At 48.0% G+C, this 24482-nt stretch carries 24 protein-coding genes, 1 other RNA gene, 1 pseudogene and 1 other annotated feature (1 of these 27 running past the window's edge); of the genes and pseudogenes, 25 read left to right on the top strand and 1 reads right to left on the bottom strand.

The genetic code is table 11. The annotated features are described in order from the left end of the window. Positions 1–139, top strand: a binding site (T-box leader) (it extends 80 nt beyond the left edge of the window). Positions 140–209: 70 nt separating this feature from the next. From hisS to H525_RS0102905, 18 genes are all read left to right on the top strand, one after another. Beyond that, positions 210–1481, top strand: coding sequence for a histidine--tRNA ligase (gene hisS, locus H525_RS0102835; protein WP_027414940.1), 1272 nt, complete (start codon positions 210–212; stop codon positions 1479–1481). Between the two features lie 11 nt (positions 1482–1492). Then, positions 1493–3277 carry an aspartate--tRNA ligase gene (gene aspS, locus H525_RS0102840; protein ID WP_027414941.1) on the top strand — a complete coding sequence of 595 codons (1785 nt, stop codon included), beginning with the start codon at positions 1493–1495 and terminating at the stop codon, positions 3275–3277. 81 nt (positions 3278–3358) lie between these two features. Continuing rightward, positions 3359–3542: non-coding RNA, 6S RNA (gene ssrS / locus H525_RS25980), on the top strand. Between the two features lie 355 nt (positions 3543–3897). After that, on the top strand, positions 3898–4665 hold the full coding sequence (locus tag H525_RS0102845; protein ID WP_027414942.1) for a tRNA threonylcarbamoyladenosine dehydratase: 768 nt from the start codon (positions 3898–3900) through the stop codon (positions 4663–4665). Positions 4666–4746: 81 nt separating this feature from the next. After that, complete coding sequence (locus H525_RS0102850) at positions 4747–6084, top strand: AAA family ATPase (protein ID WP_027414943.1); 1338 nt, start codon at positions 4747–4749, stop codon at positions 6082–6084. Positions 6085–6169: 85 nt separating this feature from the next. Then, complete coding sequence (locus H525_RS29250; protein WP_483756929.1) at positions 6170–6289, top strand: hypothetical protein; 120 nt, start codon at positions 6170–6172, stop codon at positions 6287–6289. 76 nt (positions 6290–6365) lie between these two features. Beyond that, a complete protein-coding gene (gene cymR / locus H525_RS0102855; RefSeq protein WP_027414944.1) occupies positions 6366–6785 on the top strand; it encodes a cysteine metabolism transcriptional regulator CymR in 420 nt (139 codons plus the stop codon). 23 nt (positions 6786–6808) lie between these two features. Beyond that, a complete protein-coding gene (locus H525_RS0102860; protein ID WP_027414945.1) occupies positions 6809–7957 on the top strand; it encodes a cysteine desulfurase family protein in 1149 nt (382 codons plus the stop codon). A 36-nt stretch (positions 7958–7993) separates the two neighbouring features. Beyond that, the gene (locus H525_RS0102865) at positions 7994–8659 is read left to right on the top strand and encodes a tetratricopeptide repeat protein (protein ID WP_027414946.1); all 666 of its coding nucleotides are present in this window, start codon (positions 7994–7996) and stop codon (positions 8657–8659) included. A gap of 119 nt (positions 8660–8778) precedes the next feature. After that, on the top strand, positions 8779–8928 hold the full coding sequence (locus H525_RS29255; protein ID WP_211236957.1) for a hypothetical protein: 150 nt from the start codon (positions 8779–8781) through the stop codon (positions 8926–8928). Positions 8929–8978: 50 nt separating this feature from the next. Then, positions 8979–9182, top strand: a complete 204-nt coding sequence (locus tag H525_RS0102870; RefSeq protein ID WP_027414947.1) for a hypothetical protein — start codon at positions 8979–8981, stop codon at positions 9180–9182. A gap of 14 nt (positions 9183–9196) precedes the next feature. Next, positions 9197–9400, top strand: a complete 204-nt coding sequence (locus tag H525_RS0102875; RefSeq protein WP_027414948.1) for a hypothetical protein — start codon at positions 9197–9199, stop codon at positions 9398–9400. 169 nt (positions 9401–9569) lie between these two features. Continuing rightward, the gene (locus H525_RS0102880) at positions 9570–10748 is read left to right on the top strand and encodes a trans-sulfuration enzyme family protein (RefSeq protein ID WP_027414949.1); all 1179 of its coding nucleotides are present in this window, start codon (positions 9570–9572) and stop codon (positions 10746–10748) included. Between the two features lie 60 nt (positions 10749–10808). Then, positions 10809–11885: an AI-2E family transporter gene (locus tag H525_RS0102885; protein WP_035099719.1), complete on the top strand. Its 1077-nt coding sequence runs from the start codon at positions 10809–10811 to the stop codon at positions 11883–11885. 336 nt (positions 11886–12221) lie between these two features. After that, positions 12222–14858, top strand: a complete 2637-nt coding sequence (gene alaS, locus H525_RS0102890; protein WP_027414951.1) for an alanine--tRNA ligase — start codon at positions 12222–12224, stop codon at positions 14856–14858. Positions 14859–14941: 83 nt separating this feature from the next. Next, the gene (locus tag H525_RS0102895; RefSeq protein WP_027414952.1) at positions 14942–15202 is read left to right on the top strand and encodes an IreB family regulatory phosphoprotein; all 261 of its coding nucleotides are present in this window, start codon (positions 14942–14944) and stop codon (positions 15200–15202) included. 50 nt (positions 15203–15252) lie between these two features. After that, positions 15253–15663: a Holliday junction resolvase RuvX gene (gene ruvX, locus H525_RS0102900; RefSeq protein ID WP_027414953.1), complete on the top strand. Its 411-nt coding sequence runs from the start codon at positions 15253–15255 to the stop codon at positions 15661–15663. Positions 15664–15672: 9 nt separating this feature from the next. After that, positions 15673–15957 (top strand): DUF1292 domain-containing protein, encoded by a 285-nt coding sequence (locus H525_RS0102905; protein WP_027414954.1) that lies wholly within the window; start codon positions 15673–15675, stop codon positions 15955–15957. A gap of 346 nt (positions 15958–16303) precedes the next feature. Here H525_RS0102905 and H525_RS25320 read toward each other — a convergent pair whose 3' ends face one another. After that, complete coding sequence (locus tag H525_RS25320; RefSeq protein ID WP_051330757.1) at positions 16304–16996, bottom strand: BsuPI-related putative proteinase inhibitor; 693 nt, start codon at positions 16994–16996, stop codon at positions 16304–16306. A 420-nt stretch (positions 16997–17416) separates the two neighbouring features. Here H525_RS25320 and mltG point away from each other — a divergent pair, with 420 nt between their 5' ends. From mltG to hemQ, 7 genes and pseudogenes are all read left to right on the top strand, one after another. After that, positions 17417–18481, top strand: coding sequence for an endolytic transglycosylase MltG (gene mltG / locus H525_RS0102915; protein ID WP_027414955.1), 1065 nt, complete (start codon positions 17417–17419; stop codon positions 18479–18481). 60 nt (positions 18482–18541) lie between these two features. Next, positions 18542–19183 (top strand): O-methyltransferase, encoded by a 642-nt coding sequence (locus H525_RS0102920; protein WP_027414956.1) that lies wholly within the window; start codon positions 18542–18544, stop codon positions 19181–19183. Next, positions 19180–20106, top strand: coding sequence for a peptidase U32 family protein (locus H525_RS0102925; RefSeq protein WP_027414957.1), 927 nt, complete (start codon positions 19180–19182; stop codon positions 20104–20106). Before H525_RS0102920 ends, H525_RS0102925 begins: the two co-directional genes overlap by 4 nt. A 12-nt stretch (positions 20107–20118) precedes the next feature. Beyond that, entirely contained in the window at positions 20119–21399 is a 1281-nt protein-coding gene (locus H525_RS0102930) for a peptidase U32 family protein (RefSeq protein ID WP_245590384.1), read from the top strand. A gap of 83 nt (positions 21400–21482) precedes the next feature. Next, positions 21483–21578, top strand: a pseudogene (locus H525_RS26900) (uridine kinase); the annotation flags it as partial. Between the two features lie 72 nt (positions 21579–21650). After that, positions 21651–23462 (top strand): peptidoglycan D,D-transpeptidase FtsI family protein, encoded by a 1812-nt coding sequence (locus H525_RS0102935; protein WP_035099721.1) that lies wholly within the window; start codon positions 21651–21653, stop codon positions 23460–23462. Between the two features lie 154 nt (positions 23463–23616). Beyond that, on the top strand, positions 23617–24360 hold the full coding sequence (hemQ, locus tag H525_RS0102940) for a hydrogen peroxide-dependent heme synthase (protein ID WP_027414960.1): 744 nt from the start codon (positions 23617–23619) through the stop codon (positions 24358–24360). Positions 24361–24482: the final 122 nt, after the last annotated feature.

Raw genomic sequence — 24482 nt, forward strand, 5'->3', positions numbered from 1 at the left:
AACCTTGATGAAAGACAACCTGGAAGACGGGTGGAAAACACCAGGCGTTAAATCCCGCGTTAAGGGATTTCTTGAGTGGGATTTATTTATCCAATTAGGGTGGTACCACGGGAATTGTTATCAATCTCTCGTCCCTGACATGAAGTCAGTGGCGGGAGATTTTTTAGTTTCACAACGAAATGTCGTGATACGTACAGGAGGTAGCTTTTATGATTCAGGTCCCAAGAGGAACAGCGGACGTTTTGCCAGGTGAAATCGAACTGTGGCAGTATGTGGAAGATAAAGCCCGCGATATTTGCAGGCGCTATAATTACTTAGAAATCAGAACGCCGATTTTTGAACATACCGAGCTTTTTCAGCGGGGTGTGGGAGAAACGACGGACATTGTTGAAAGAGAGATGTACACGTTTACGGACAGAGGCGACCGCAGCCTGACGCTGCGGCCTGAAGGTACGGCTTCAACGGTGCGTTCGTATGTAGAAAATAAAATGTATGGTGCTCCCCAGCAACCAACCAAGCTTTTCTATATTGGCCCGATGTTTCGCTATGAACGCCCGCAGGCTGGAAGGATGCGCCAGTTCACGCAGTTTGGCATCGAAGCAATCGGGAGCCATGATCCGGCAATCGATGCGGAAGCCATTGCACTCGCCATGCGGTTCTACGAAGAATTAGGCCTTAAAAATCTGCATGTCGAATTAAATACGCTGGGCGATATGGAAAGCAGGCAGGCATACCGGGAAGCGCTTATTAACCATTTTACCCCGCATATCGGCGAGTTCTGTACGGATTGCCAGTCCCGCCTTGCCCGCAACCCGCTCCGTATTCTTGACTGTAAAAAGGATGCGAGGAAAGAACAGATGGCCACAGCTCCGGTACTGCTTGATTACTTAAACGAGTCGTCCCGCACTTATTTTGAAAGGGTTAAAAAACACTTGAACGATCTGCGCATCATGTATGAAGTGAATCCCCGCCTTGTGCGCGGACTTGACTATTATACGCATACCGCGTTTGAAATTATGGAGCGCGGAATCGGTGCGGTCAGCACAATATGTGGCGGCGGGCGCTATAACGGGCTGGTCGAGCAAATCGGCGGCCAGGACATGCCTGGTATCGGTTTTGCGATGAGTATCGAACGCGTTCTGCTTGCTTTAAAGACGCAGGGGGTAGAGCTCCCAATTGAACAGTCGCTTGATTGTTTTCTTGTGAGCATGGGGGAAGAAGCGGATGCAAAGGCATTTACCTTGATGGATACCCTCCGCAGCCACGGTTTGTCTGCGGATAAAGATTACCTCGGGCGCAAGATGAAAGCGCAGCTTAAGTCTGCCGACCGTTTACAGGCAAAAGCAGTAATTATTGTCGGGGAAGACGAACTTGCACGTAATGTTGCTGTTATGAAAAATATGACCACCGGTAAACAGCAGGAAGTTGCTCTTGATGCGATTGTAGAGAGTGTTAAACAAATTACAGAGGATGGAAGGTAGGAGAGCAAAAGATGGAATTTCAACAGCGGACGGTTTTCTGTGGAACACTCCGTAAATTTGACGTAGGCAGCGAGGTAACGTTAAACGGATGGGTGCAAAAGCGCCGTGACCTTGGGGGCGTTATTTTCGTTGATTTACGGGATCGGACCGGCATTGTTCAGACCGTATTTAACCCGGAAATTAATGCTGCGGCCCATGAAATCGGTGATAAAGTACGCACCGAATATGTCATTAGTGTTAAAGGGAAAGTCGTGGAACGCGATCCGGAAACGATCAACCCCAATATGCTGACAGGCGAAATTGAAATTCAGGTTGAGGAAATCGAGATTATCAATCAGGCAAAGACGCCGCCATTTTTTATTGAAGATGATGTGGATGTGGATGAACAGGTGCGCCTGAAGTACCGCTATCTCGACCTGCGCCGCCCGCAGATGTTTAAAACGATGCAGTTGCGCCATAAAGTCACGAAAATGTTCCGCGACTTCCTTGACGGACATGAATTCCTTGAAATTGAAACACCGATGCTGACCAAAAGCACGCCGGAAGGGGCGCGTGATTATCTCGTGCCAAGCCGCGTCCACCCGGGTGAATTTTTTGCCTTGCCGCAGTCGCCACAGCTTTTTAAGCAGCTTCTCATGGTGGCCGGTTATGAACGCTACTTCCAAATTGTACGTTGTTTCAGGGACGAAGATCTTCGCGCCGACCGGCAGCCGGAATTTACTCAGGTCGATATTGAAACATCGTTCTTAAACATGGAAGATTTATTAACCATGATGGAAGAAATGATGGCCAAAATCGTAAAAGAATTAAAGGGAATTGAGATCGAGACTCCTTTTCAGCGTTTAACATATGCGGACGCTATGGATCGCTATGGTTCGGACAAGCCGGATTTACGTTTCGGGATGGAACTGGTCGATATATCCGATATCGCTCAAACGTGCGGATTCCAGGTGTTTAACGGGACCGTTAACCGCGGAGGACAGGTAAGGGGTATTAACGTTAAAGGATGTGCCCACTATTCCCGTAAAGATGTCGACGATTTAATGAAATTCGCTGGTAAATACGGGGCAAAAGGGCTTGCCTGGATGGCGTTTAAAGATGATGAAATCAAGGGGCCTATCGCGAAATTCTTCACGGAACAAGAAATTGCGACGATAAAAGACCGGCTGCAGGTGGAAAACAACGATTTGCTGCTTTTCGTCGCTGACAAGGCTAAAGTGGTTGCCGACTCACTTGGTGCGCTCCGCTTGAAATTCGGAAAAGAACTCGGTTTAATCGATGAAAGCAAATTTGCTTTCGCATGGGTAGTAGACTTCCCGCTCGTTGAGTGGGATGAAGAAGCGAAACGTTATGTTGCGCTCCACCATCCGTTCACCCGCCCCCGTCCGGAAGACCTGCACCTGTTTGATTCAGAGCCTGGCCAGATCCGTGCGCAGGCCTACGATATGGTTCTCAATGGATATGAAATCGGCGGCGGCAGCATGAGGATTTACAAACGGGATATACAGGAAAAAATGTTTAAAGCGCTTGGTTTCAGCCAGGAAGAAGCGAATGAAAAATTCGGGTTCCTGCTTGAGGCGTTTGAATATGGCACGCCTCCGCACGGCGGAATTGCATTCGGCCTTGACCGAATCATCATGATTCTTGCCGGGGCGAGCAGCCTCCGCGAAACGATTGCTTTCCCTAAAACAGCAAGCGCCAAAGACTTGATGACGAACGCGCCGGATGCAGTCGATGCGAAACAGCTTGAAGAACTTTCGATTCGTATTTCTATTCCACCGAATCAAAAGTCCTAAAAAAGCTACTAAGGTACATTATTCGGGACTATTTGCCTCTTGAAATCGTTTTCAACTTGAGCTAAGATAAATATACAAACAAGAACCCTATGATGTTCGTGACGTGTCCTAAGTTTTGAGCCAACATCTTAACTTAGGGAGATCGGAGTCTCGGTCAGGGAGCAGATGCCGCCTTCAGCAGCGGACCTGCGAACTGACGAGTAGAAACTCCCACCTGCTGTAGCAGGTTCAAAACACAGGTTATCACGGCATGCGTGGGGTTCTTCTTATTTTCTCGAACACAAAATCTTAGGGGTAGTGTGGCAATGGAATGGACCGTTGTTATTTTTTGCGAAGTTTTCCCTTGCGGGGAAGTATAAACTGTTCGTGTTTCTCATCCTCCGTTCGGGGGCAGCCTGAAACATAAGGGTTTTTCGAAGATGGAGTCAATCGGGCCTAAAAACACCCCAAAACTCCAGAGAAACACTGGGTAGCGGGAAAAAGAAAAAATAAAAATTGATCCATTTCACTCCATTCCCCGTGTCTGTTGCGGATTTCGATGCACCCGACAGCGGAAATATGGTATATATAAAAGGGAGTTCAATTTTCCGTGAAACAATTAGAGTTAAAAGGAGATTTATATGGTTCATCAATTTTCACGCACAGAGCTCGCGGTTGGACGCGAAGGAATTGAATTGTTTAAAAACAGCGCGGTTGCCGTTCTTGGCGTAGGAGGCGTAGGCTCATTTACGGTAGAAGCCCTGGCGCGTACAGGAATCGGCAAGCTTGTCTTAATCGATAAGGACGATGTGGATATTACCAACGTCAACCGGCAGCTGCCGGCTACTCTGGAAACGATCGGTCAGGAAAAGGTTGAGATTATGAAAAAACGAATCGCAACGATTAATCCTGAATGTGAAGTGGTTACGTTAAAGTTTTTTTATAACGAGGAGACCTTCGGGCAAGTGTTTGCCTACAATCTGGATTATGTAGCGGATGCAATGGACACGCTTTCGGCTAAACTGCATCTCATTAAAGAGTGTCGAAAGCGGAATGTTCCGTTAATTTCAAGCATGGGAGCGGCCAATAAAATGGACCCAACCCGCTTTGAAGTCGCAGATTTGTTCGATACATCATATGATCCGATCGCGAAAGTTCTGCGTCGGGAACTGCGTAAACAGGGAATCACGAAAGGGGTAAAGGTAGTTTATTCGACAGAGCCACCGATTATTTCGCGGGAGGAGGTTTTAAACGACATTGTGAAAGATCCGAATTCACCGATCCGTAAGGCGGTTCAACCTCCTGCCAGCAATGCGTTTGTCCCGTCGGTTGCGGGTCTAATCATGGCTGGTGTCGTTGTTAACGATTTATTAAAAAAAGCAGGGATTGAAGTAAGACGGGATGATTAAGCCCGTCTTACTTTACTTCAGCCACCTTTTCCTCTATAATTAGTAGGATTTACCGAATTTATACAAAAGCGAGGGAATGACATGGATTTATTCTCTTATGCTGATGAAGAAGATAAGAATAGCGGCAGGGGGAAAAACCAGCCGCTTGCGGATCGGATGAGGCCGCGGACGCTCGATGAATTTATCGGACAGGAACATATTGTAGGGCCAGGCAAATTGCTACGGCGGGCTATCGAAGCGGATCGGATTACCTCGCTTATTTTTTATGGACCGCCCGGAACGGGGAAAACGACGCTCGCACGAATTATTGCCCGCACCACACGCACGTATTTTACCGATATCAACGCGGTGACTGCGGGAGTGGCTGATATTCGCAGAGTGGTAGAGGAGGCGAAACAGCGGCAGGGTATGTATGAACAGGGCACCACGCTGTTCGTTGATGAAATCCATCGATTTAATAAAGCCCAGCAGGATGCGCTGCTGCCTTACGTAGAAGATGGAACCATCCGGTTGATTGGCGCCACAACAGAAAATCCTTTCTTTGAAGTGAATCACGCGCTTTTATCCCGCTCCCAGTTGTTTCAGCTCCATTCTCTTACAGAGGAAGCGTTAAACGGCGTTCTTGACAACGCCCTGCACGATAAAGAACGAGGGTATGGAGAGCTTTGCGTTAACATTGAAAAAGACGCCAGAGCCCATCTTATCCGGTATGCGGAAGGAGACAGCCGGCGCCTGCTCAATGCACTGGAATTAGCGATGGCGACCACGCCTGTCGGCATTGACGGGACGCTGCACATCACGCTTGATGTTGCGGTTGATTCCATTCAGCGACGTGCGGTACGCTACGATAAATCAGGGGATAATCATTATGACACGATATCCGCCTATATAAAATCGATTCGCGGCTCTGATCCGGATGCGGCGCTATACTGGCTTGCACGGATGATTGATGCCGGCGAGGATCCGCGCTTTATCGCAAGGCGCCTGGTGATATCCGCGTCCGAAGATGTGGGAAACGGCGACCCACGCGCCCTGCAGGTGGCGATTTCCGCTTTTCAGGCGCTGGAGCTTGTCGGGATGCCGGAAGGGCGTATTCCGCTCGCCCAGGCAACGACGTACCTGGCGGCTGCACCGAAAAGCAATGCCGCTTATATGGGCATCAACAAAGCGCTTGCGGAGGTCCGGCAGCAGGGCCATGGAATGGTCCCCGTTCATTTGCGCGATAAAAGCTATAAAGGCGCGGAAAAGCTGGGCCATGGGAAAGGGTATTTGTATCCGCACGATTATCCGAACAGCTACGTCGAACAGCAATATTTGCCCGATAATGTAAAGGGAGGCTTTTATCAACCGAAAGAAATCGGCTATGAACGGCACATGAAAGAGTATTTAAATACCATACGAAAGGGGAATAAACAGTGATATCGAAAGGGCTACCGGAATCGGTATCGAAGCTCATCTCGGTTTATCTCCCTGGGACATTCTGCACGTTGGACTCGCACAAACGATTGGCTTAACCATGGGAACATGGAGTCAAATACTCGGCCTGATTCTTATTGCGGCAACGGTGGTTCTCACCAGACAGCGACCCACCGTTGCCACTCTCCTAAACATGATTTTCGTATGATTCTGATGGAAATTACAGTGGTCGATTTATTTCTGGGATACTATTGTGCTTAAAATTAGAAAAAGAGGTGATTCGGTTGAAAATCTCGACCAAGGGGCGTTACGGCCTGACTATCATGATGGAGTTGGCGAAACGATACGGTGAAGGACAGCTCTCGCTTAAATCAATCGCACAGAAGCATGGATTATCTGAGCATTACCTTGAGCAGTTAATCGCGCCCCTGCGCAATCACGGGCTCGTAAAAAGCATTCGCGGAGCGTACGGCGGCTATATACTTTCACGCGGCCCTGAAGAAATCACGGCAGGTGAGGTGATTCGCGTGCTGGAAGGCCCTATCAGCCCCGTAGAATTTGAGGAAGAGGAAGATCCGGCAAAACGTGATTTATGGCTTCGGATTCGTGACAGCATTAGCGAGGTGTTGGATTCGACGACACTATACGATTTAATTACATATGAAGATAAAGGAAATCATGATTCCTATATGTTTTACATTTAATAAATAGGAGATGCAAGGCCACTATGAAAGGAATTTATTTGGACCATGCTGCAACGACACCAGTGCGCCCGGAAGTTCTTGAGGCGATGCTGCCTTATCTTCGTGAAAGGCACGGCAATCCTTCGAGCCTCCACAGCTTTGGGCAGCAGACGAGGCATGCGGTGGATGAAGCGCGTGCGCGAATCGCTGTCTGTCTGCATGCCTCCCCGGCAGAAATCGTTTTTACGAGCGGCGGCACAGAAGCGGACAACACAGCCATCATCGGGGTGGCGCTTGCGAACAGGGATAAGGGGAAGCATATTATCACCAGCAGAATTGAACATCATGCCGTGCTTGATACGTGTGAGTACCTTGAAAAGTTTGGCTATGAAGTGACATATCTCCCTGTCGATGAGACGGGGACGATTATACTCGATGAACTCCGCGCCGCCATCCGCCCGGATACCGTGCTGATTAGTGTGATGTACGGGAACAATGAAGTCGGAACGCTGCAGCCGGTGGCGGAAATCGGCGCCATCGCCCATGAGCGTGGAGTTTATTTTCATACGGACGCCGTTCAGGCACTCGGTGTGGAAAAGCTGGATGTCAGAGTATTACCGGTGGATTTACTCTCCATTTCGGCTCACAAAATTAACGGTCCAAAAGGGATCGGAGCCCTGTATATGAATCGCCGGGTTAAAATTGACCCTTATTTGCACGGTGGCAACCAAGAGAAGAAGCGCCGGCCGGGCACAGAAAATGTGCCGGCCATCATCGGCTTTGCCAAAGCTGCGGACTTGGCTGCTGCGGAACTGGATGGGCATCGTAAACAGTATGAGAATGATCGCTCGATTATGCTCAAATCATGGGAAGAAATGGGCATTCACTATGTTGTAAACGGCCACCCGTCCCATCATCTCCCGCATATCCTGAATGTAAGTTTCCCCGGCGTACAAACGGAAACGATGCTCATGAACCTTGATATCGCCGGCATTGCCGCCTCCAGCGGCTCGGCGTGTACAGCAGGCTCCTTCCAGGTATCGCACGTTCTGCAGGCTATGAACCTGCCGGATGATTTGCTGGCGTCCGCCATTCGCTTTAGTTTTGGCTATGGAAATGAAGAAGCGGAGATTCGTGATGCTGCGGTCAAGGTCGGAGAAATTGTGCGGCGGATGAGACAATCCAAGGCATAATGGACATGCTTATACGGGCATGAAAGGGGAGTTTAGATGGAGAAAAAGGCGGAAGACCTTAATGATTTGGGGCTTGAGGAATTAACGCAGGGGCACTTCGAAGAAGCGCTCAAGCTTTTTCAACAGGCGATTGAAGCGGATGAATCATACGCCCGGCCGTACTGCAATATCGGAAATCTCCTTGCCGCAACCGGCAACGAAGATGACGCAGTTCAGTGGTTTACCCGGGCGATTCAACTGAATCCCGGGCTTGAACTGGCTTACTATGGATTGGGAAATTCCTATTTTAATGCAGGAAATTATGAGGCCGCGCGCGTTGCTTTTGAAAAAGCAAAAGAAAAAGGGATGAAGCACCATGATTTAGATTTTATGATTGCTATGGCCTATATGCAGTCCGAGCAGTTGGACAGGGCCGTTCAATTTTTTGATGCGTGTTTGAGCGTTGAGCCTGAAGATGCGGAGGCTTATTTTCATAAAGGAATGTGTCTCGCCCGTTTGAACAGGATTGGAGAAGCGCGCGATGCGTTTTTAAAAACACTGGAAATAACCCCTGACCATGATGATGCCCTCTTCAATTCGGGAGTGGCGTACGGGTTTTTGGGTCAAATGGAAGAAGCCAAACAGCATTTTGAACGGTGTCTTTCGATAAATCCCCGCCACATACTGGCACAGAATGCATTGGCCGAAATTAACAAGGCCTAATTGAATGCCAACGATCTTTTCCCTGCATACTAGGAATACGGAAGTGAACACATGACCGGTTCACAGATGAAAAAAGGGGAAAAAAGGTGGGCTTTTTCTTCCGTTTTCTCTGTATGGCGATGTCCGATACAAACGTAGGGCACGCTGCGTGCAGCCGGCACAATGCAGGCAACGTAAGCGGCCGTTCAGTTTCTACCGTTCTTGCGGACCTGTCTGCTCCAATACAGAGGTTTACATTTTTCCGGAGATGGACAGAATGTAATCTGTAATGATCGGAAATGGAGACAAAGAAAGGTCCATATGAACAGGAGGATGAACCATGCTTACCTGCCCGAACTGCCAGTCTAAAAATATTGGCAAAATCGGAACCAACCAGTTCTATTGCTGGGAATGTTTTATCGAATTTATCGCCGCCGGAAATAAAGTTTCTTCCGTATATCAGGTTGAAGAAGATGGAAGTCTTCATTCGCTGAATGATTTGTTTTTTGATGACTGCCCGCCACCTTTTGAAACCAACATGTGAGGAGATGAGGTCTGATGATGCGCTCTCTCTTGATGGGTGGTATCCTTATCGCCGCTTATGCGCTAATTAGGATGATGGTCGGCCGCAGAAATGGTATGTTTGGCACGATGAAAATGGGGAGAAGAATGTGGCGCAACATGAACTTTGCTGGTGTTACACGTTCCTCGCGCATGCTTGCCCGGGTTGGAAGACGTTTCATGCGAAATATGGCCGGATAACAATGAGAAATCCTGAATTCTAGGGTTGTTTGACGAAAGGGGTGGGGACATCATGTTCCCGCCTCTTTATTATGAACAACGTGGCGCTTGACGCATCCCGGGTTTTCTTTATAATGTTACGTTATATTACATAAAATGAAATGGGAACATTCGAGAGGAGTTTTAATCCGTGAAAAAGAACCCTGCGACGTTATCCGTACATGCCGGTTCGCATGTCCCGGTTTCCAATCGTCCGGAAGCGATGCCGATTTACCAAACATCAGTCTTTACGTTTGACGATTTAGACCATTTAGAAGGGTATTTTACCGAAAGAAACGATCGTTATCTGTACAGCAGAAACAGCAACCCCAATACGACAGCGCTTGAAAAGGCTGTGGCAGCGCTTGAGGGGGGAGAGGATTGTGTGGCCACATCATCCGGAATGTCCGCTATTCTTTGCGGCATTCTCACGTTCGTGCAGGCAGGGGACCACGTGCTGTGTTCCAACGAAATATACGGGGCGACCGCTTCCCTGCTTGAAACGGAATTGCAGCGGCTCGGCATCGGTTGCACATTTGCTCCCTTCCATTCCGCCGAATCGATAGAACAGGCACTTCAGCCCTCTACCAAACTGCTCGTGACCGAAGTCATAACGAATCCGTTAATCAGTGTGATTGACATCCCAATGGTGACCGCTATCGCTCATGAACGGGGCGCAAAGGTACTTGTTGACAATACATTTACTTCGCCTTATGTCGTTCGCCCTTTAGAGTTGGGGGCTGACCTTGTCATTCACAGCGCAACCAAATATTTAAACGGCCACAATGATGTGACCGCCGGGGTTGTTGTTGGACCGACGGAAACCATAGCCATCACGAGACAGCGGATGGTGCTGATGGGCTGCTGTCTCGGACCCTTCGAGGCGTGGCTTGTTCAGCGAGGCATTAAAACGTTCGCACTGAGAATGCGCCAGCATTCGGCCAATGCGGATAATGTGGCGGCTTTCCTCGCAGGGCATCCGACCGTACAGAAGGTTTACCATCCATCCCTTACCACTCATGAGACCTATCCTGTTGCAAGAAAAATGGAACTTAACGGTAACGGAGCGATGATTAGCTTTCGCTTGTGTGAAGACACCGAGCTGCTCAATCAATTCTTCCGGGCTCTGAATATGATTACGATTGCCCCTTCGCTTGCCGGTGTGGCAACGACACTTTCCCATCCGCTTAAGACCTCCCACCGCGCGTTATCATACGAAAGACAGCAGGAGCTTGGGATTACCATGGGGCTGCTGCGCCTGTCCGTCGGGATTGAAGAAGCGGAAGATATCATCACCGACCTGGAGAAAGGCTTGCGCGTTCTCAGGTAATTCGGGTCATATCCAGCGCACTTCCGGCCATACTAAATGTAAAGAGCTGGGGTGAGCAGTATGAAACTGGAGAAACGAAACTGGATAGAAGGACTGCTTATCACCCTTCTTATCCTGTTGATTATTTTTATGCTAGGGAAAGTGAGTACTTTTTTTGTCGGTTTTTTTTCTATCACAAAAAAAGTACTTACGCCCTTTTTACTCGGGTTGATCATTGCTTATTTGTTGAATCCCGTTGTTGGTTTTTTAAGCCGCCACCATTTTCCGCGCAGTGTGGCCATCATTTTGATTTACACCATTTTTTTTCTGTTTATCGCTTTTGTGATTATTAATTTCGGTCCGGTATTCTCACGGCAGTTCCGAGAACTTAGTGAGAAAATACCAGGGCTCATGGAAATGTACCAGAACTGGATGGCGAGGGTCAGGCTTAAACAGGCCGCTCAGCCATATTCCCTGCACAGCGGTGTAGCCCAGACGATGCGAACGATGGAAATCGCGGTGAAAGGATATGTGGATGGCCTGTTTACAGGCATGCAAGGCTTGCTTGATAAGCTTCTCCTGATTGCGATTGTGCCCTTTGTTGTTTTTTATCTGTTAAAAGATATGAAACCGTTTCAGCGCGGTTTTTTGCTTATGATTCCGCGCAGTCATCGCCTGAAGGTTACCCGAATTTTACATGAAGTGAATCTCGCGCTGGAACAGTATGTTCGCGGTCAGTTGACCGTATGCGGCGTGATTGCTGTAATCGTATATCTGGCTTATTTTTTTATCAGGCTTCCGTATGCGGTTGTATTTGCTACCCTGGTTGCGGTGACGAACATCATCCCATATATTGGGCCGTTCATCGGGGCAGTGCCGGCCCTTCTATTCGCTTTAACGATCTCGTGGAAGACCGCTGTATATGTGGCCGGAATTAATGTTGTTGTGCAAATTCTGGAGGGAAACGTATTTTCTCCCCTGATTGTTGGCAGGTCGCTGCATTTGCACCCGCTCCTCATTATTTTTGCGGTCATGGTGGGAGGAGAAATAGCCGGCATCCCGGGGCTGATTCTCGCGGTTCCGGTTGTCGCCGCCGGCAAGGTTATCCTGCAGCATGTCTGGCCCCGGTACAGAAGGCGCCCGGATGTGCCAGATTGACTTCCGGCAAGTCGATTTTGTATAATGAAAAAATGATAAGACAAGCAAATAGGCAGCAAACTCGTTGATGGAGAAAGTAAGCAGCGTCCTTTTACAGAGAGGCGGTACCCAGGTTGAGAGCACCGCTAAAAGAAGAGTTGCCGAACGCTACTCCGGAGAGCAGGGTAAAATCCTGCCGGGTGATTAAGCCCGTTATTTCTTTTAAACAAGCGACCCGTACCTCGTGTAGGACTGCGAGCGGGTAAGCAGGGTGGTACCGCGTGAGATAACAGCTCTCGTCCCTGAACACAGGGAATGGGAGTTTTTTTATGCATATAAATAGTGGAGGGATTATGAATGAAAACGATGACATCGGCTGAAATACGCCAGAAGTTTCTGGATTTCTTTAAAAGCAAAGGGCATGCGATTGAACCAAGCGCTTCGCTTGTTCCGGTCGATGATCCGACCCTTCTATGGATCAACAGCGGGGTCGCAACGCTCAAAAAATATTTTGACGGCCGGGTGATTCCTGAGAACCCCCGGATTACGAATTCACAGAAGTCGATTCGAACGAACGATATTGAAAACGTGGGGAAAACGGCGCGCCACCATACATTTTTTGAAATGCTCGGCAACTTTTCCATCGGCGACTATTTTAAGCGGGAAGCGATTCACTGGGCGTGGGAATTCCTAACGGCCCCGGAATGGATCGGCTTTGAAGCGGACAAGTTGTACGTGACCATCCACCCGGAAGATGACGAAGCCCATGAAATCTGGAACAAAGAAATCGGCATCCCGGAAAATCGGATTGTTCGTCTCGAAGGGAACTTCTGGGATATCGGAGAAGGGCCGTGTGGGCCGAACAGTGAGATTTTCTATGACCGGGGCGAGAAATTCGGCAATGACCCATCCGATCCGGAACTCTATCCAGGAGGAGAGAACGAGCGCTACCTGGAGATTTGGAACCTTGTATTTTCGCAGTATAATCATAATCCGGACGGTTCTTATACGCCGCTTCCAAAGAAAAACATTGATACCGGGATGGGCCTTGAACGGATGGCATCTGTGATTCAGGACGTGGACAACAACTATGAAACTGATCTACTGTTTCCGATTATTGAAGCTACATGTAAAATTGCTGGTGTCACATACGGGCAAAAGCTCGAGCACGATATCGCGCTGAAAGTCATCGCCGACCATTCCCGGACCGTCGTATTCGCGATTGGAGACGGCGCCCTGCCATCCAATGAAGGAAGAGGGTATGTCATTCGCCGCCTGTTGCGCCGGGCTGTCCGCTACGGAAAAGTGCTGGGCATTGAAAAGTCGTTCCTGTATACCTTAACGGGAACCGTAGGCGAAATTATGAAATCGTACTATCCGGAAGTGCTGGAAAAACGCGAATTTATTGAGCGCGTAATTAAAAATGAAGAAGAGCGTTTCCATGAAACATTGAACGAAGGTCTGCATATTTTAGAGCAAATGGTTAAACATGCGAAACAGGCCGGCCATACGCAAATTAGCGGGGATGAAGCATTTAAACTGTATGATACGTATGGCTTCCCGTTTGATTTGACAGAGGATTTTGCGGCTGAACAGGAAATGACGGTGGACCGTGAAGGCTTTGATGCGGCGATGGAAGAACAGCGCGCGCGGGCGCGGGCTGCACGCCATGATGAAGGAAGCATGCAGGTGCAGGGCGGAGTCTTGGGTGACATCAAAGTTAAGAGCGAATTCGTCGGGTACACGGAGATTGTAACGAGCGCGAGGGTCGTGGCTCTGATTCACGAGAACGAATCGGTTGATATGGTAGGAGCTGGAACGGAATGCCAGGTGATTCTCGACCGTACTCCGTTCTACGCGGAATCCGGCGGACAGGTTGCGGATAAAGGCTTACTAGAAGCCGGAAAAATGCAGGCTACGGTGTTTGATACGCAAAAAGGGCCCAATGGGCAGCATATTTCTACCATTAAAGTGGAATCGGGAACCTTAAAAGTAGGCGATAAGGTGGAGGCTGTTGTCAATCGTGCAGCCCGTACGGACATTGTAAAGAACCATACCGGTACCCACCTGCTTCACCAGGCGTTAAAGGATGTGCTCGGCTCCCATGTTAATCAGGCTGGTTCCCTTGTGGCTCCGGAGCGTTTACGCTTTGACTTTTCACACTTCGGTGCGATAACAGATGAAGAACTGGATCGTATTGAATCGATTGTAAACGAACAAATCTGGCGTAATATTGATGTTTCGATTATGCATAAATCGCTGCAGGAAGCAAAAGCTATGGGGGCCATGGCGTTGTTCGGGGAAAAATATGGCGACGTTGTTCGCGTTGTAAAAGTAGGCGACTACAGCCTTGAACTGTGCGGAGGCTGTCACGTAAACAATACGGCAGAAATCGGTTTGTTTAAAATTGTAAGCGAAACGGGAATCGGTGCGGGCACACGCCGCATTGAGGCGGTTACCGGCCGGATGGCATATAAATATTTGAACCAGCAGTTGTCCACATTGAAGTCGGTAGCCAATGAACTGAAAACGACCATTACAAATGTTCCGCAGCGCATTGAAACATTGAAGCTGGAAATGAAGGAAAAAGAGCGTGAAAATGAATCTCTCCGTGCCAAGTTAAGCCATATGGAGGCTTCCACGTTAACCGATCAGGTGAATGAAGTTGCCGGTGTTAAAGTGCTTGCGGCAAAAGTGAACGGTGTGGATATGGATAACCTGCGTAATATGGTCGATGATTTAAAAAATAAACTCGGTTCCGCTGTTGTCGTACTCGGGTCGGTAAAAGAGGACAAGGTAAACATTGTCGCCGGAGTAACCGCCGATCTGGTTAAAAAAGGGTTACATGCCGGTAAGTTAGTAAAAGAAGTGGCAACCCGCTGCGGTGGCGGTGGCGGCGGCCGGCCGGATATGGCTCAGGCGGGCGGAAAAAATGCGGCCGAATTGTCCGATGCGCTAGCATTTACGAATGAATGGGTGCAGACTCAACTTTAACTTTTTCTCTATGCGAAAAAGGAATTCAACATAGAAGTGGCGAATTACATGAGGATAAGAACCTTGGAAAGAGGTGCTGGACATTGAGTTCCATGGATCATACGATGAAGTTTAACTTTAAACAGGATGATGTGGAAATAGAAGCTCAAGAAGTGCTGCTCACCGTCTATACAGCGCTTGAAGAGAAGGGATATAATCCGATTAACCAAATCGTTGGATATCTGATCTCCGGCGATCCGGCCTATATTCCCCGTCACAATAACGCACGCACATTGATTCGCAAGCTTGAACGCGATGAACTAATTGAGGAACTTGTCCGGTCTTATCTTCGTCAGCATCGTTAAGGTATATGTTGATTTCGGATTGTGTTTACTCAGGTTAAGGTAGGAGAATAATGAGAATAATGGGACTTGACGTCGGGGAAAAAACAATAGGTGTGGCCGTCAGCGATGAGATGGGCTGGACGGCACAGGGCATTGAAACGATCCGGCGGGAAGGAAAAAATAAAGATTTTGGCCGCTTAGAAGAACTGATTAAAGAGTATGATATTGAAGAAATCGTTGTGGGGCTTCCCAAGAACATGAACGGCAGTATCGGACCGCGCGGGCAGGCGTGTGAGGCTTTCGCCCGTTCCCTCCGGCAAAGGACGGATCTGCCGGTCAGAATGTGGGATGAACGTTTAACGACAATGGCGGCAGAGCGGATGCTGATTTCCGCCGACGTAAGCCGCAAAAAAAGAAAACAGGTCATCGATAAAATGGCGGCGGTAATGATTTTGCAGAATTACCTGGACGCTAAAAAATAGGAGGGCTTTATGGAATTGGAAAATGAGATTGATGTTGGAGAAGTCATCACCCTGACGGATGAAGAAAGCGGTCAGGATATAGATTTTACCGTTATGTACATTTTCGAAATCGAAGATCGTACGTACCTCTGTCTTGTGCCTGTGGATCAGGAAGAGGAAGAAGAATATGAAGTGCACTTCCTTCGTTATGACGGGACGGACACTCTTCATCCGATCGAATCCGATGAAGAATGGGAGCAGGTTGAGGCAACCTTTGAAACCATTATGGATGAACTTGAAAAGGAAGACGATTAAGCAAAAAAAAGCCTAACCTAAACCCCGAATTAGCCCTTTTGAAAAATAGCTCGTATCACTTGCATTTTTTATGTGATTACGGGCTGTTTTTTTGATTTTATCGTCGGACTTGCCTGCTTTCTTAACTCCACCTGCGATGCTGAGTTTGACGAAACGTGTGATCCACCGAATGTGGCAGGCAATGAAATGGAGCATTTTTATTTTTTGCGGGGTATTCCCTTGCGTGGAAGCTTGGGGTGTCCGTGTTTTAAAAAAAGAGGAGACAACGCGGACAGTTCATCCTTCCCTGCAAGGGAAAACTTTGCAAAAAATAAAAACGGACCATTCCATTCGCATACTTCCGAGTTCACTTCACCTGAAAACAGAGCGAACTTTTCATATTTAATTCGGGAGGATACATCCAGAAGTCCACCGTGTAGGTACCCGGTTTTAATTGTGGGATAGGTTCGGTAAACGTCATTTCCTCGCCTTGCTTTAACGTTTTTTCTACAATGGACTGCGCAAACATTTTTCCGTCGCTATACTGCAGGACCTTTTCTCCCGCTTCATTGTTGATTAGATAGTCAAACGGGTGTCCTACGTGCAATAAAAAGGTTTTGACCTGTTCCGTTTGATTTTTTACCGTAAAAACAAACTGTCCATTGTCTATTTTTAGCGAGGCAGCCAACTCCCCGGCAATGATCGGCGGTTTTGCAGGATTTGAAGGCGAGTTGCCAGAGTTGTCAGGCTTGTCAGTTAGTGTAATGGTATTTGTTGCATTCTCCCACTTTACATTTTTTCCGACTGCTTCACCAATGAACCGAAGCGGTACATATGTTGTCCCTTCATAGTTCAACGATAGCGGCACGTCGGTTTTTCCGTTGAAAAAAGTTGAGGTTTTTGTACCGTCGACGACAGTTTGCCCGTTTACCACTAAAAAAATCGGCTCCATACTCACTTCGATAGATCGTAATGTACCTGCCCCATAAGCGGTTCCGCCGGCCACTGTCAGACCAATCGTCATTCCCAGCACTATGTGTTTGAGTGCGTTTCCCTTCATGGGACTTTTCCTCCTTCATTCGTGAGTTCTACCAGTAGTTATAGTTACAGACGGAATTTCTAACAAAAAAGTTGATAGACAAGAGCATAAAACGTATATACCATCTCAAACGTGCATCATTATGTCTATCATGTGAATGTTGTCGAATTTTCAGGGAGAAAATAGTGATTTACTCTTTGCTTTTTGTAATAAGCTTGGTAAAATAAAAGTAAGAAAATCATGTGAAAAAAATCACATATTTTCTAGTGGATAATCCATCCTTATTTTGTAAGACTCTCTCTCACCTACCATTCATCATAGTTAAACCCCAACTCATTCCCTTAGCTGCGGTCATTTGACGGCAGTCTTTTTTTTTCTCATTTTGTTGTATAATAGGACGGGTGTTAAATTGGTAGTTTACTAAAAGAAAGGAGCTGCTGTATGGCCTACCAACGAGAGAGGGCTTTCCAACGTAAGTCTCGTTTTTTAATCCTTTTTATCGCTTTGCTGCTTATCATCGGCGGAGGGGCTGTTTATTACGGTTGGACGGGTCTCCAACCTGTCGAAATAGAAAAAGGAAAAGAGAAAATTGTCGTAATTCCCCCCAATTCCTCTACGAGAGCAGTGGGAAAAATATTAGAAGAAAATAAGCTGATTAGAAGCGCTGGAATGTTCGGCTTATACGCTAAACTAAAAGGGATTGGCTCTCAAATTAAAGCGGGAAAATATAAATTGACCGTAGGGGAAACGACCGATGCTATCATTCTTACATTGACCAAAGGCGAAATCTATAAAGATACGTATCAGGTTACTATCCCTGAAGGGTATACGGTGGAACAAATAGCGGACAGGCTCGCAAATAAGGGGCTGGTAAACAAAAACCGTTTTCTTCAGGAAGTCGATAAGGGGACTTTTACTGAGGATATTGTAAAAGGCATTCCGGCGGATCCGAGAATCAAACACCGGTTGGAAGGGTATTTATTCCCTGACACATACGAATTTGAGAAGGGGATGACGGAACACCAAATCATCGATGAGATGCTCCAACAGACGGAAAAGGTATGGAAGACGGAGTGGGATGTGAAATTTAAACAGCATCATCTTAGCATTCATCAGGCATTAACATTGGCTTCGATTGTGGAACGTGAGGTGCGCGTCGATAAGGAACGCCCGGAGGTCGCAGAAGTATTCTACAATCGTCTGGCGAAGGGAATGCCGCTGCAGGCGGATGCCACGCTGCAGTATGTATTCAAGAAGCAAAAACAACGGGTGACCTTTAGCGATTTGAAACTGGACAGCCCTTATAATACGTATAAAATCAAAGGATTGCCGCCGGGACCAATCGCCAATCCCGGGGAACCCTCTATCGACGCGGTCGCAAATCCGCAAATGAGCCATTTTCTTTATTATGTGGCGAAACAGGACGGAACGGGTGAACATTATTTTGCCGTTACCTTTAGTGACCACTTGAAAAACATCACAAAAAGCAGACATAATCAAAAATAGATTTTTAAACAGTGGCTATGTTATTATTAAGAAGTTTAAAAGAAAACTGGAGTGAAGTCATTGATTACCGCCGAAAAAATAAATGAGTATCTGCATACATTAATTCCGGAAAGGGGCGAACTGCTGCAGCAATTGGAACAGGAAGCAGCGGAAGAACATATTCCAATTATTCAACTGCCAAGCATTCAGTTCATTCATTTTCTGCTGCAGATGCATCGGCCCAAACGCATTCTTGAAATTGGCATGGCCATTGGCTATTCAACAATTTGGCTTGCGCAGTCTGCACCTGATGCTCACATCACTTCCATTGAAATCTCCGAAACTATGGTGGAACGGGCTGCGCGCAATTTTGTCCGCGCCGGTGTAAGTGAACGGGTTACCGTCCATCATCAGGATGCGCGGGACGGACTGCCCGGTGAACATGCGTTTGATTTTATTTTTATGGATGCGGCCAAGGGCCAATACCAACTATTTTTTGACCGGTATATGCCTTCACTTATCCATGGCGGTCTGCTTGTTTGTGATAATGTTTTTTATCAGGGCATGGTGGCGGAAGAAGAAGTCTCCCGCAAAAAACGTTCCATGGTTGCTAGAATGCGTGATTTCAATCAATTTCTCGCCCGCCACAAAGGCTTGGAAACTTCTTTTATACCTATCGGGGACGGGCTTGCTGTAAGCTTAAAACGGGGGGGACGAACGTGAAAAAACCGGAATTACTTTGCACCGCCGGCAGCCTGGATGAACTGCTGCAGGTTATCCACGCCGGTGCCGATGCGGTGAATATTGGGCATGAGCGATTTGGCCTCCGGCTGCCGGGTAATTTTTCGCTGAATGAAATTGCTGAAGCTGTGCGGGAAGCGCACAGCCACCATGTTAACATTTATGTTTCCGTCAATGCTCTTTTACACAACGATGATCTAAAAGAACTTTCGGATTATTTGAAGGCTCTGGCGGATTGCGGGGTGGACGCCATCGTATTCGGTGACCCGGCTGTTTTAATGACCGCGCGCCAGGTGGCGCCGGAGGTAAAGCTCCACTGGAATGCCGAGACATTGACGACCAATGTTGAAACCATTAACTATTGGGGGCGTAAAGGAGCCGTCCGGGCGTATCTGGCCAGGGAATTAAATATGGATGCGATTCTTGAAATCAAAGAAAATGCTGATATAGAAATTCAGGTTCAGGTACAGGGGCTTACCTGTATTTTTCATTCGCGGCGCGATCTTGTGACGAATTACCGGCAGTTTCAGGGGATGGAAGATGCGAATGCCGGACTTGACCGCAGGATGTCCATTACCGAGGAAAAAAGGGAGGACATGCGTTATCCCATCTATGAAGACTACAACGGTACGCATGTCATGAGCGCTGAAGACACCTGCATCCTGGAGAACCTGGACGAGCTGATGGAGGCCGGAATTGACAGTCTGAAAATTGAAAGCATCATGAAGGACGCGGCGTATAATGTGCGGATGGTATCGGTGTACCGCCGGGCGATTGATGCTTATTTCGAAAACCCTGATGAGTATGCGCAGGTTGCTGGAGGTCTGATGGAAGAAATCCGTACGTTCCATCCGGAAGAACAGCCGTTGACGACCGGATTTTTCTTCAAAGAGCAAGTTTATTAAGAGGTGACAGGAATGAGTAATACAGGCATCTTATCCAATCAAATTATGACCCCGCGCGGCCCTCTTCTGCACAAACCCGAAGTACTGGCGCCAGCGGGGAACCTTGAAAAATTAAAGTTTGCCGTCCGTTACGGGGCGGATGCGGTTTATATCGGCGGGCAAAGCCTCGGCCTGCGCGCCAATGCGGATAATTTCTCGTTTGAAGAAATGCAGGAAGCGGCCGAGTTTGCCCACTCGTTCGGTTCGAAAGTGTATGTGGCGACGAATATTATCGCCCACAATGAAGACTTGACACAGGTGGATGATTTTATGCGGAACCTGGAGCGCGTTGGTATTGACGCGATTATTGTGGCGGACCCGGCCTTAATTGAGCGGACCAAACAGGCGGCGCCGGGCCTTGAGCTGCATCTGAGCACGCAGGCTTCAACAACGAACTGGCAGAGTGTGCAGTTCTGGAAAGAAGAAGGGTTGAGCCGGATCGTGCTGGCGCGCGAAGTATCCCTGCAAGAAATCCGGGAAATCAAGCGGCATGTCGATGTGGAGATCGAAGCGTTTGTCCATGGGGCGATGTGCATTTCTTATTCCGGCCGCTGCGTGCTGTCCAACCATTTTACAGCGCGCGATTCCAATCGCGGGGGCTGTTCACAGTCCTGCCGCTGGAAGTATGATTTATTTGAACAGTTGCCGAAGGACGAGAGAAACGAAGGGACCGGTGAATCCGGTGAATCGTTTACCATGAGCTCTAAAGATATGTGTATGCTCGAATATCTGCCGGATATGATCCGGGCGGGGGTAGACAGCTTCAAAATTGAAGGCCGGATGAAAAGCATTCACTATGTCGCTACGGTGACCAATCAATATCGCCGCGCAGTCGATGCTTTCTGCGCCGACCCTGACCATTACGCGATGAATCCGGAATGGATGGAAGAGATTTGGAAGGCATCCCACCGTTCATTAACCACTGGATTTTTCTATGGCGTACCGACGGAAAAAGACCAGTTATTTGTTGAAAATGAGGACATCCCTCTGTATGATTTCGCCGGACTTGTGACAGACTATGATGCACCAAGTCAGGTAGCGACCATCCAGCAGCGCAATAAATTCAGTATAGGCGATACCGTAGAGTTCTTCGGGCCTACGATGGAGCGCTTTTCTATGGTTGTAAAGGAAATGTGGAACGATAAAGGGGAAGCCATTAGCTCGGCTCCCCATGCTATGATGACGGTGAAATTGCGTGTGGACAAGCCGGTATCTCCGAATGATATGATGAGGAAGGGTAAAATCGTAAAATGAGTAAGCCTGTAGTGATTGGGGTGGCTAGGAACCGGTTCCGGAAAAACCACGGTGGCCTTTGACAACGGTTTACTCTGCCAGCACGTTATGCGGATATCATTGTCCCGGAAGGCGGGCACAACCGGGTGGCGATTGACCTGCTGACAACGAAAATCAATACGATCCTCACCACTTTATAGTGCACGTATAAAGCCCCTTTCTAAACGGCAAGACTTGTGACATACCGTCTGCCGTGGAAAGGGGCTTTACTCATGTCTGAGACCAATCAGCCTAATCAGCCGCTGAAAAAGAAAAAGCGCCGTATTTTTTGGGCTTTATTATTTTTTACATTTTTATATGCCGGTATTGTGACGCGCTTAGCCTGGATTCAGGTATTTACCACCCGCTCCTTTTCATCCCATCATATTGATCTGGTGGAGAATGCGATTGAACAGCGACGTGAAAAACTTGTTCTGAACACGAGTCGCGGGATGATTTATGACAGAAATGAACTCCCCTTAACCGGTGAAGAATATACGGGATTGGCTGTGTTTCCGTTTGTCAGGTATTCCCTGGGAGATCAAAGTAAGATAGAAAAGCTGGCGTCGATTCTGGACATTGACCGGCAGGAAGTGTCCCGCACACTTTCCAATGTCAAGCATGCCGGCTTCTGGAAGAGCCCGGATGGAAAAAATCTTGTGTTGAATAAAAACGAGATCAAAGAAATTAAAAGCCTTAACCTTCCGGGTGTGATTCCTCTGCCTGTCGCCGACCGATACCCTGAAAACGGTACCGCCAACCAAGTGATTGGTTTTATTGGACAAAATCCAGAGTTGATCAAAAAATTGTACCAGAGTGAATTAAAGAGCGGAACGCTGCGCGAGTCGAGCAAAATAGGAATTACCGGATTAGAGCGAACGTTTCAAGCGTTCCTCGGCGGGATCGGGGAGAAATCTGTCTCCTACTATGTTGATGGTAACGGTAACCCGTTGGGAGGGTTGGACATCCGCCTTCAGGAGCCGCAGAATTCCTATTATCCGCTCTCGATTACAACCACGCTGGATTCATCTATCCAGAAAAAAACGGAGGAGATTTTCGACCAATCACCGGTTAAAAAAGGGGCGGCGGTCATTCTGGATATAAATACCCGGGAAGTGCTGGGGATGGTCTCCCGGCCGAATTTTTCACCCAATGCTCCCGATAAAAACAAAGCAGGCTGGCAAAACCAGGCCCTCAAACAAATGGCCCCCGGTTCGGTTTTTAAAATCGTCGTGGCCGCAGCAGCTTTGGAAGAAGGGCTCGTTAAGCCAACGGACCACTTCTTCTGCCAGGGGAAGTATGGTAAATACGGGTTTTCCTGCTGGAAGGAAGGAGGGCACGGCGATATTAGTTTTGAGGACGCATTTGCCCAATCGTGCAACATTACGTTTGGTGAAGTCGCCAAAAAGGTGGGAGCGCAAAAGCTTCAGCAGTACGCGCTTAACCTGGGCCTCGTCCAGCCGAATGGCTGGGAAAAGATGCCGTTTTTTAAAATGGGAAATTTCCACCAGTTTGACCAGGAGGACGCCGGTCAAATATTCGTTCCCGGCACACCGGCCAATGATGAAGGCGTGCTGATGCAGACAGGAATTGGACAGCGGGATGTGCAAATCACCCCGCTTCAGGCTGCGAATATGGCTGCCACTATTGCCGCGGACGGTAAGAAGGAAAAGGTACGTATCGTTCAGTCCATCAATTATCAAAATGGAACCTCCTTCTACCGCTTTGAAGACCGGCCGCTGGACGGTGCTGAAATTTCGCCGCAGACCGCGCGTACGCTTCGCCGGTTTATGGAAAAAGTGGTGGACGACGGAACCGCAACCAACCTTAAGTCCTGCAAATGGACGGTTGCGGGGAAGAGCGGAACCGCCCAGACCATGGTGGGAGGCGAACAGAGAAACAATCAATGGTTTGTCGGATTTACACCGCGGGAAAATCCGAAATATGCGATTGCCATTGTGGCCGAGGACCAGCCGACAACGGGCAGCAGCCAGGCGACGAAAATGTTCGGTTCGCTTGTTAATTTCCTGGCCGAACACAAGTAGGAAGTCAGTTTTTCACTGTGGTTATTTTGTAAAATGACCCGATTTAGACAAAGATCGGTGGATCAGTTCTGCGTTTTTCTCCCCATATTTGGTATAATGAATTTGCCATAAAAATAACAGGTGGAAAAAGATATATACATAAGGAGATGACGAAATGAGTGAAGCTGTAAATACACTGGAAGGCTGGTATGCCTTGCATGACTTTCGTTCGATAGATTGGGCGTCCTGGACATCATTGTCGGAAGCTGACCGCAAGGAAGCAGTGGACGAATTAATGGAATTCACCCGCCAGTGGGCGAAAACGGAAGAAAACAAACAGGGAAGCACCTCGATGTTCTCCATTGTCGGCCATAAAGCGGATATTGCAATCATTCATATGCGCCCTACTCTGGAAGAGCTGGATGCAGTAGAAACCGCGTTTAATAAAACGTTTTTCGCTTCCTTTACCGTGCAAAGTTATTCCTATGTGTCTGTTGTGGAGTTGAGCAGCTACGTTTCCCAGGCGGCAAATCCAGAGGAAGACCCGGCTATTCAGGCGCGTCTCAAACCAATCCTGCCTAAGACAAAGCATGTTTGTTTCTATCCGATGAATAAGAAGCGGGAAGGAAACGACAACTGGTATATGCTTTCTATGGAAGAACGCCGCGGCATGATGCGCAGCCATGGGATGATTGGACGTAGCTATGCGGGCCGTGTCACACAAATTATTACAGGGTCGGTCGGATTTGACGACTGGGAGTGGGGCGTTACCCTGTTTGCGGATGATCCGGTAGTTTTTAAAAAACTCGTATATGAAATGAGATTCGATGAAGCGAGCGCACGCTTTGGCGAGTTCGGTACGTTTATTGTCGGCAATCGTTTAACGGAAGGCCGTCTCGCCGATTATTTATCCGTATAAGTCAATAAAGAAGACTCACGGTGTAAGTTTCCGTGAGTCTTCTTTGAGCGTATGAGAAAGTAAACCCTTCTCACACGTATAAGTGCAACAAAGACTATCGTCAAAACTTAAGTCCCTTGTGT

The sequence above is a fragment of the Aneurinibacillus terranovensis DSM 18919 genome, assembly GCF_000430625.1.
Taxonomy (GTDB): domain Bacteria; phylum Bacillota; class Bacilli; order Aneurinibacillales; family Aneurinibacillaceae; genus Aneurinibacillus_B; species Aneurinibacillus_B terranovensis.

Excerpts from the sequence above, each read along its gene's own strand:
- hisS (WP_027414940.1), top strand. The coding sequence starts at position 210 with ATGATTCAGGTCCCAAGAGGAACAGCGGACGTTTTGCCAGGTGAAATC.
- aspS (WP_027414941.1), top strand. The coding sequence starts at position 1,493 with ATGGAATTTCAACAGCGGACGGTTTTCTGTGGAACACTCCGTAAATTT.
- H525_RS0102845 (WP_027414942.1), top strand. The coding sequence starts at position 3,898 with ATGGTTCATCAATTTTCACGCACAGAGCTCGCGGTTGGACGCGAAGGA.
- H525_RS0102850 (WP_027414943.1), top strand. The coding sequence starts at position 4,747 with ATGGATTTATTCTCTTATGCTGATGAAGAAGATAAGAATAGCGGCAGG.
- H525_RS0102860 (WP_027414945.1), top strand. The coding sequence starts at position 6,809 with ATGAAAGGAATTTATTTGGACCATGCTGCAACGACACCAGTGCGCCCG.
- H525_RS0102865 (WP_027414946.1), top strand. The coding sequence starts at position 7,994 with ATGGAGAAAAAGGCGGAAGACCTTAATGATTTGGGGCTTGAGGAATTA.
- H525_RS29255 (WP_211236957.1), top strand. The coding sequence starts at position 8,779 with ATGTCCGATACAAACGTAGGGCACGCTGCGTGCAGCCGGCACAATGCA.
- H525_RS0102870 (WP_027414947.1), top strand. The coding sequence starts at position 8,979 with ATGCTTACCTGCCCGAACTGCCAGTCTAAAAATATTGGCAAAATCGGA.
- H525_RS0102875 (WP_027414948.1), top strand. The coding sequence starts at position 9,197 with ATGATGCGCTCTCTCTTGATGGGTGGTATCCTTATCGCCGCTTATGCG.
- H525_RS0102885 (WP_035099719.1), top strand. The coding sequence starts at position 10,809 with ATGAAACTGGAGAAACGAAACTGGATAGAAGGACTGCTTATCACCCTT.
- alaS (WP_027414951.1), top strand. The coding sequence starts at position 12,222 with ATGAAAACGATGACATCGGCTGAAATACGCCAGAAGTTTCTGGATTTC.
- ruvX (WP_027414953.1), top strand. The coding sequence starts at position 15,253 with ATGAGAATAATGGGACTTGACGTCGGGGAAAAAACAATAGGTGTGGCC.
- H525_RS0102905 (WP_027414954.1), top strand. The coding sequence starts at position 15,673 with ATGGAATTGGAAAATGAGATTGATGTTGGAGAAGTCATCACCCTGACG.
- H525_RS25320 (WP_051330757.1), bottom strand. The coding sequence starts at position 16,996 with ATGAAGGGAAACGCACTCAAACACATAGTGCTGGGAATGACGATTGGT.
- mltG (WP_027414955.1), top strand. The coding sequence starts at position 17,417 with ATGGCCTACCAACGAGAGAGGGCTTTCCAACGTAAGTCTCGTTTTTTA.
- H525_RS0102930 (WP_245590384.1), top strand. The coding sequence starts at position 20,119 with ATGAGTAATACAGGCATCTTATCCAATCAAATTATGACCCCGCGCGGC.
- H525_RS0102935 (WP_035099721.1), top strand. The coding sequence starts at position 21,651 with ATGTCTGAGACCAATCAGCCTAATCAGCCGCTGAAAAAGAAAAAGCGC.
- hemQ (WP_027414960.1), top strand. The coding sequence starts at position 23,617 with ATGAGTGAAGCTGTAAATACACTGGAAGGCTGGTATGCCTTGCATGAC.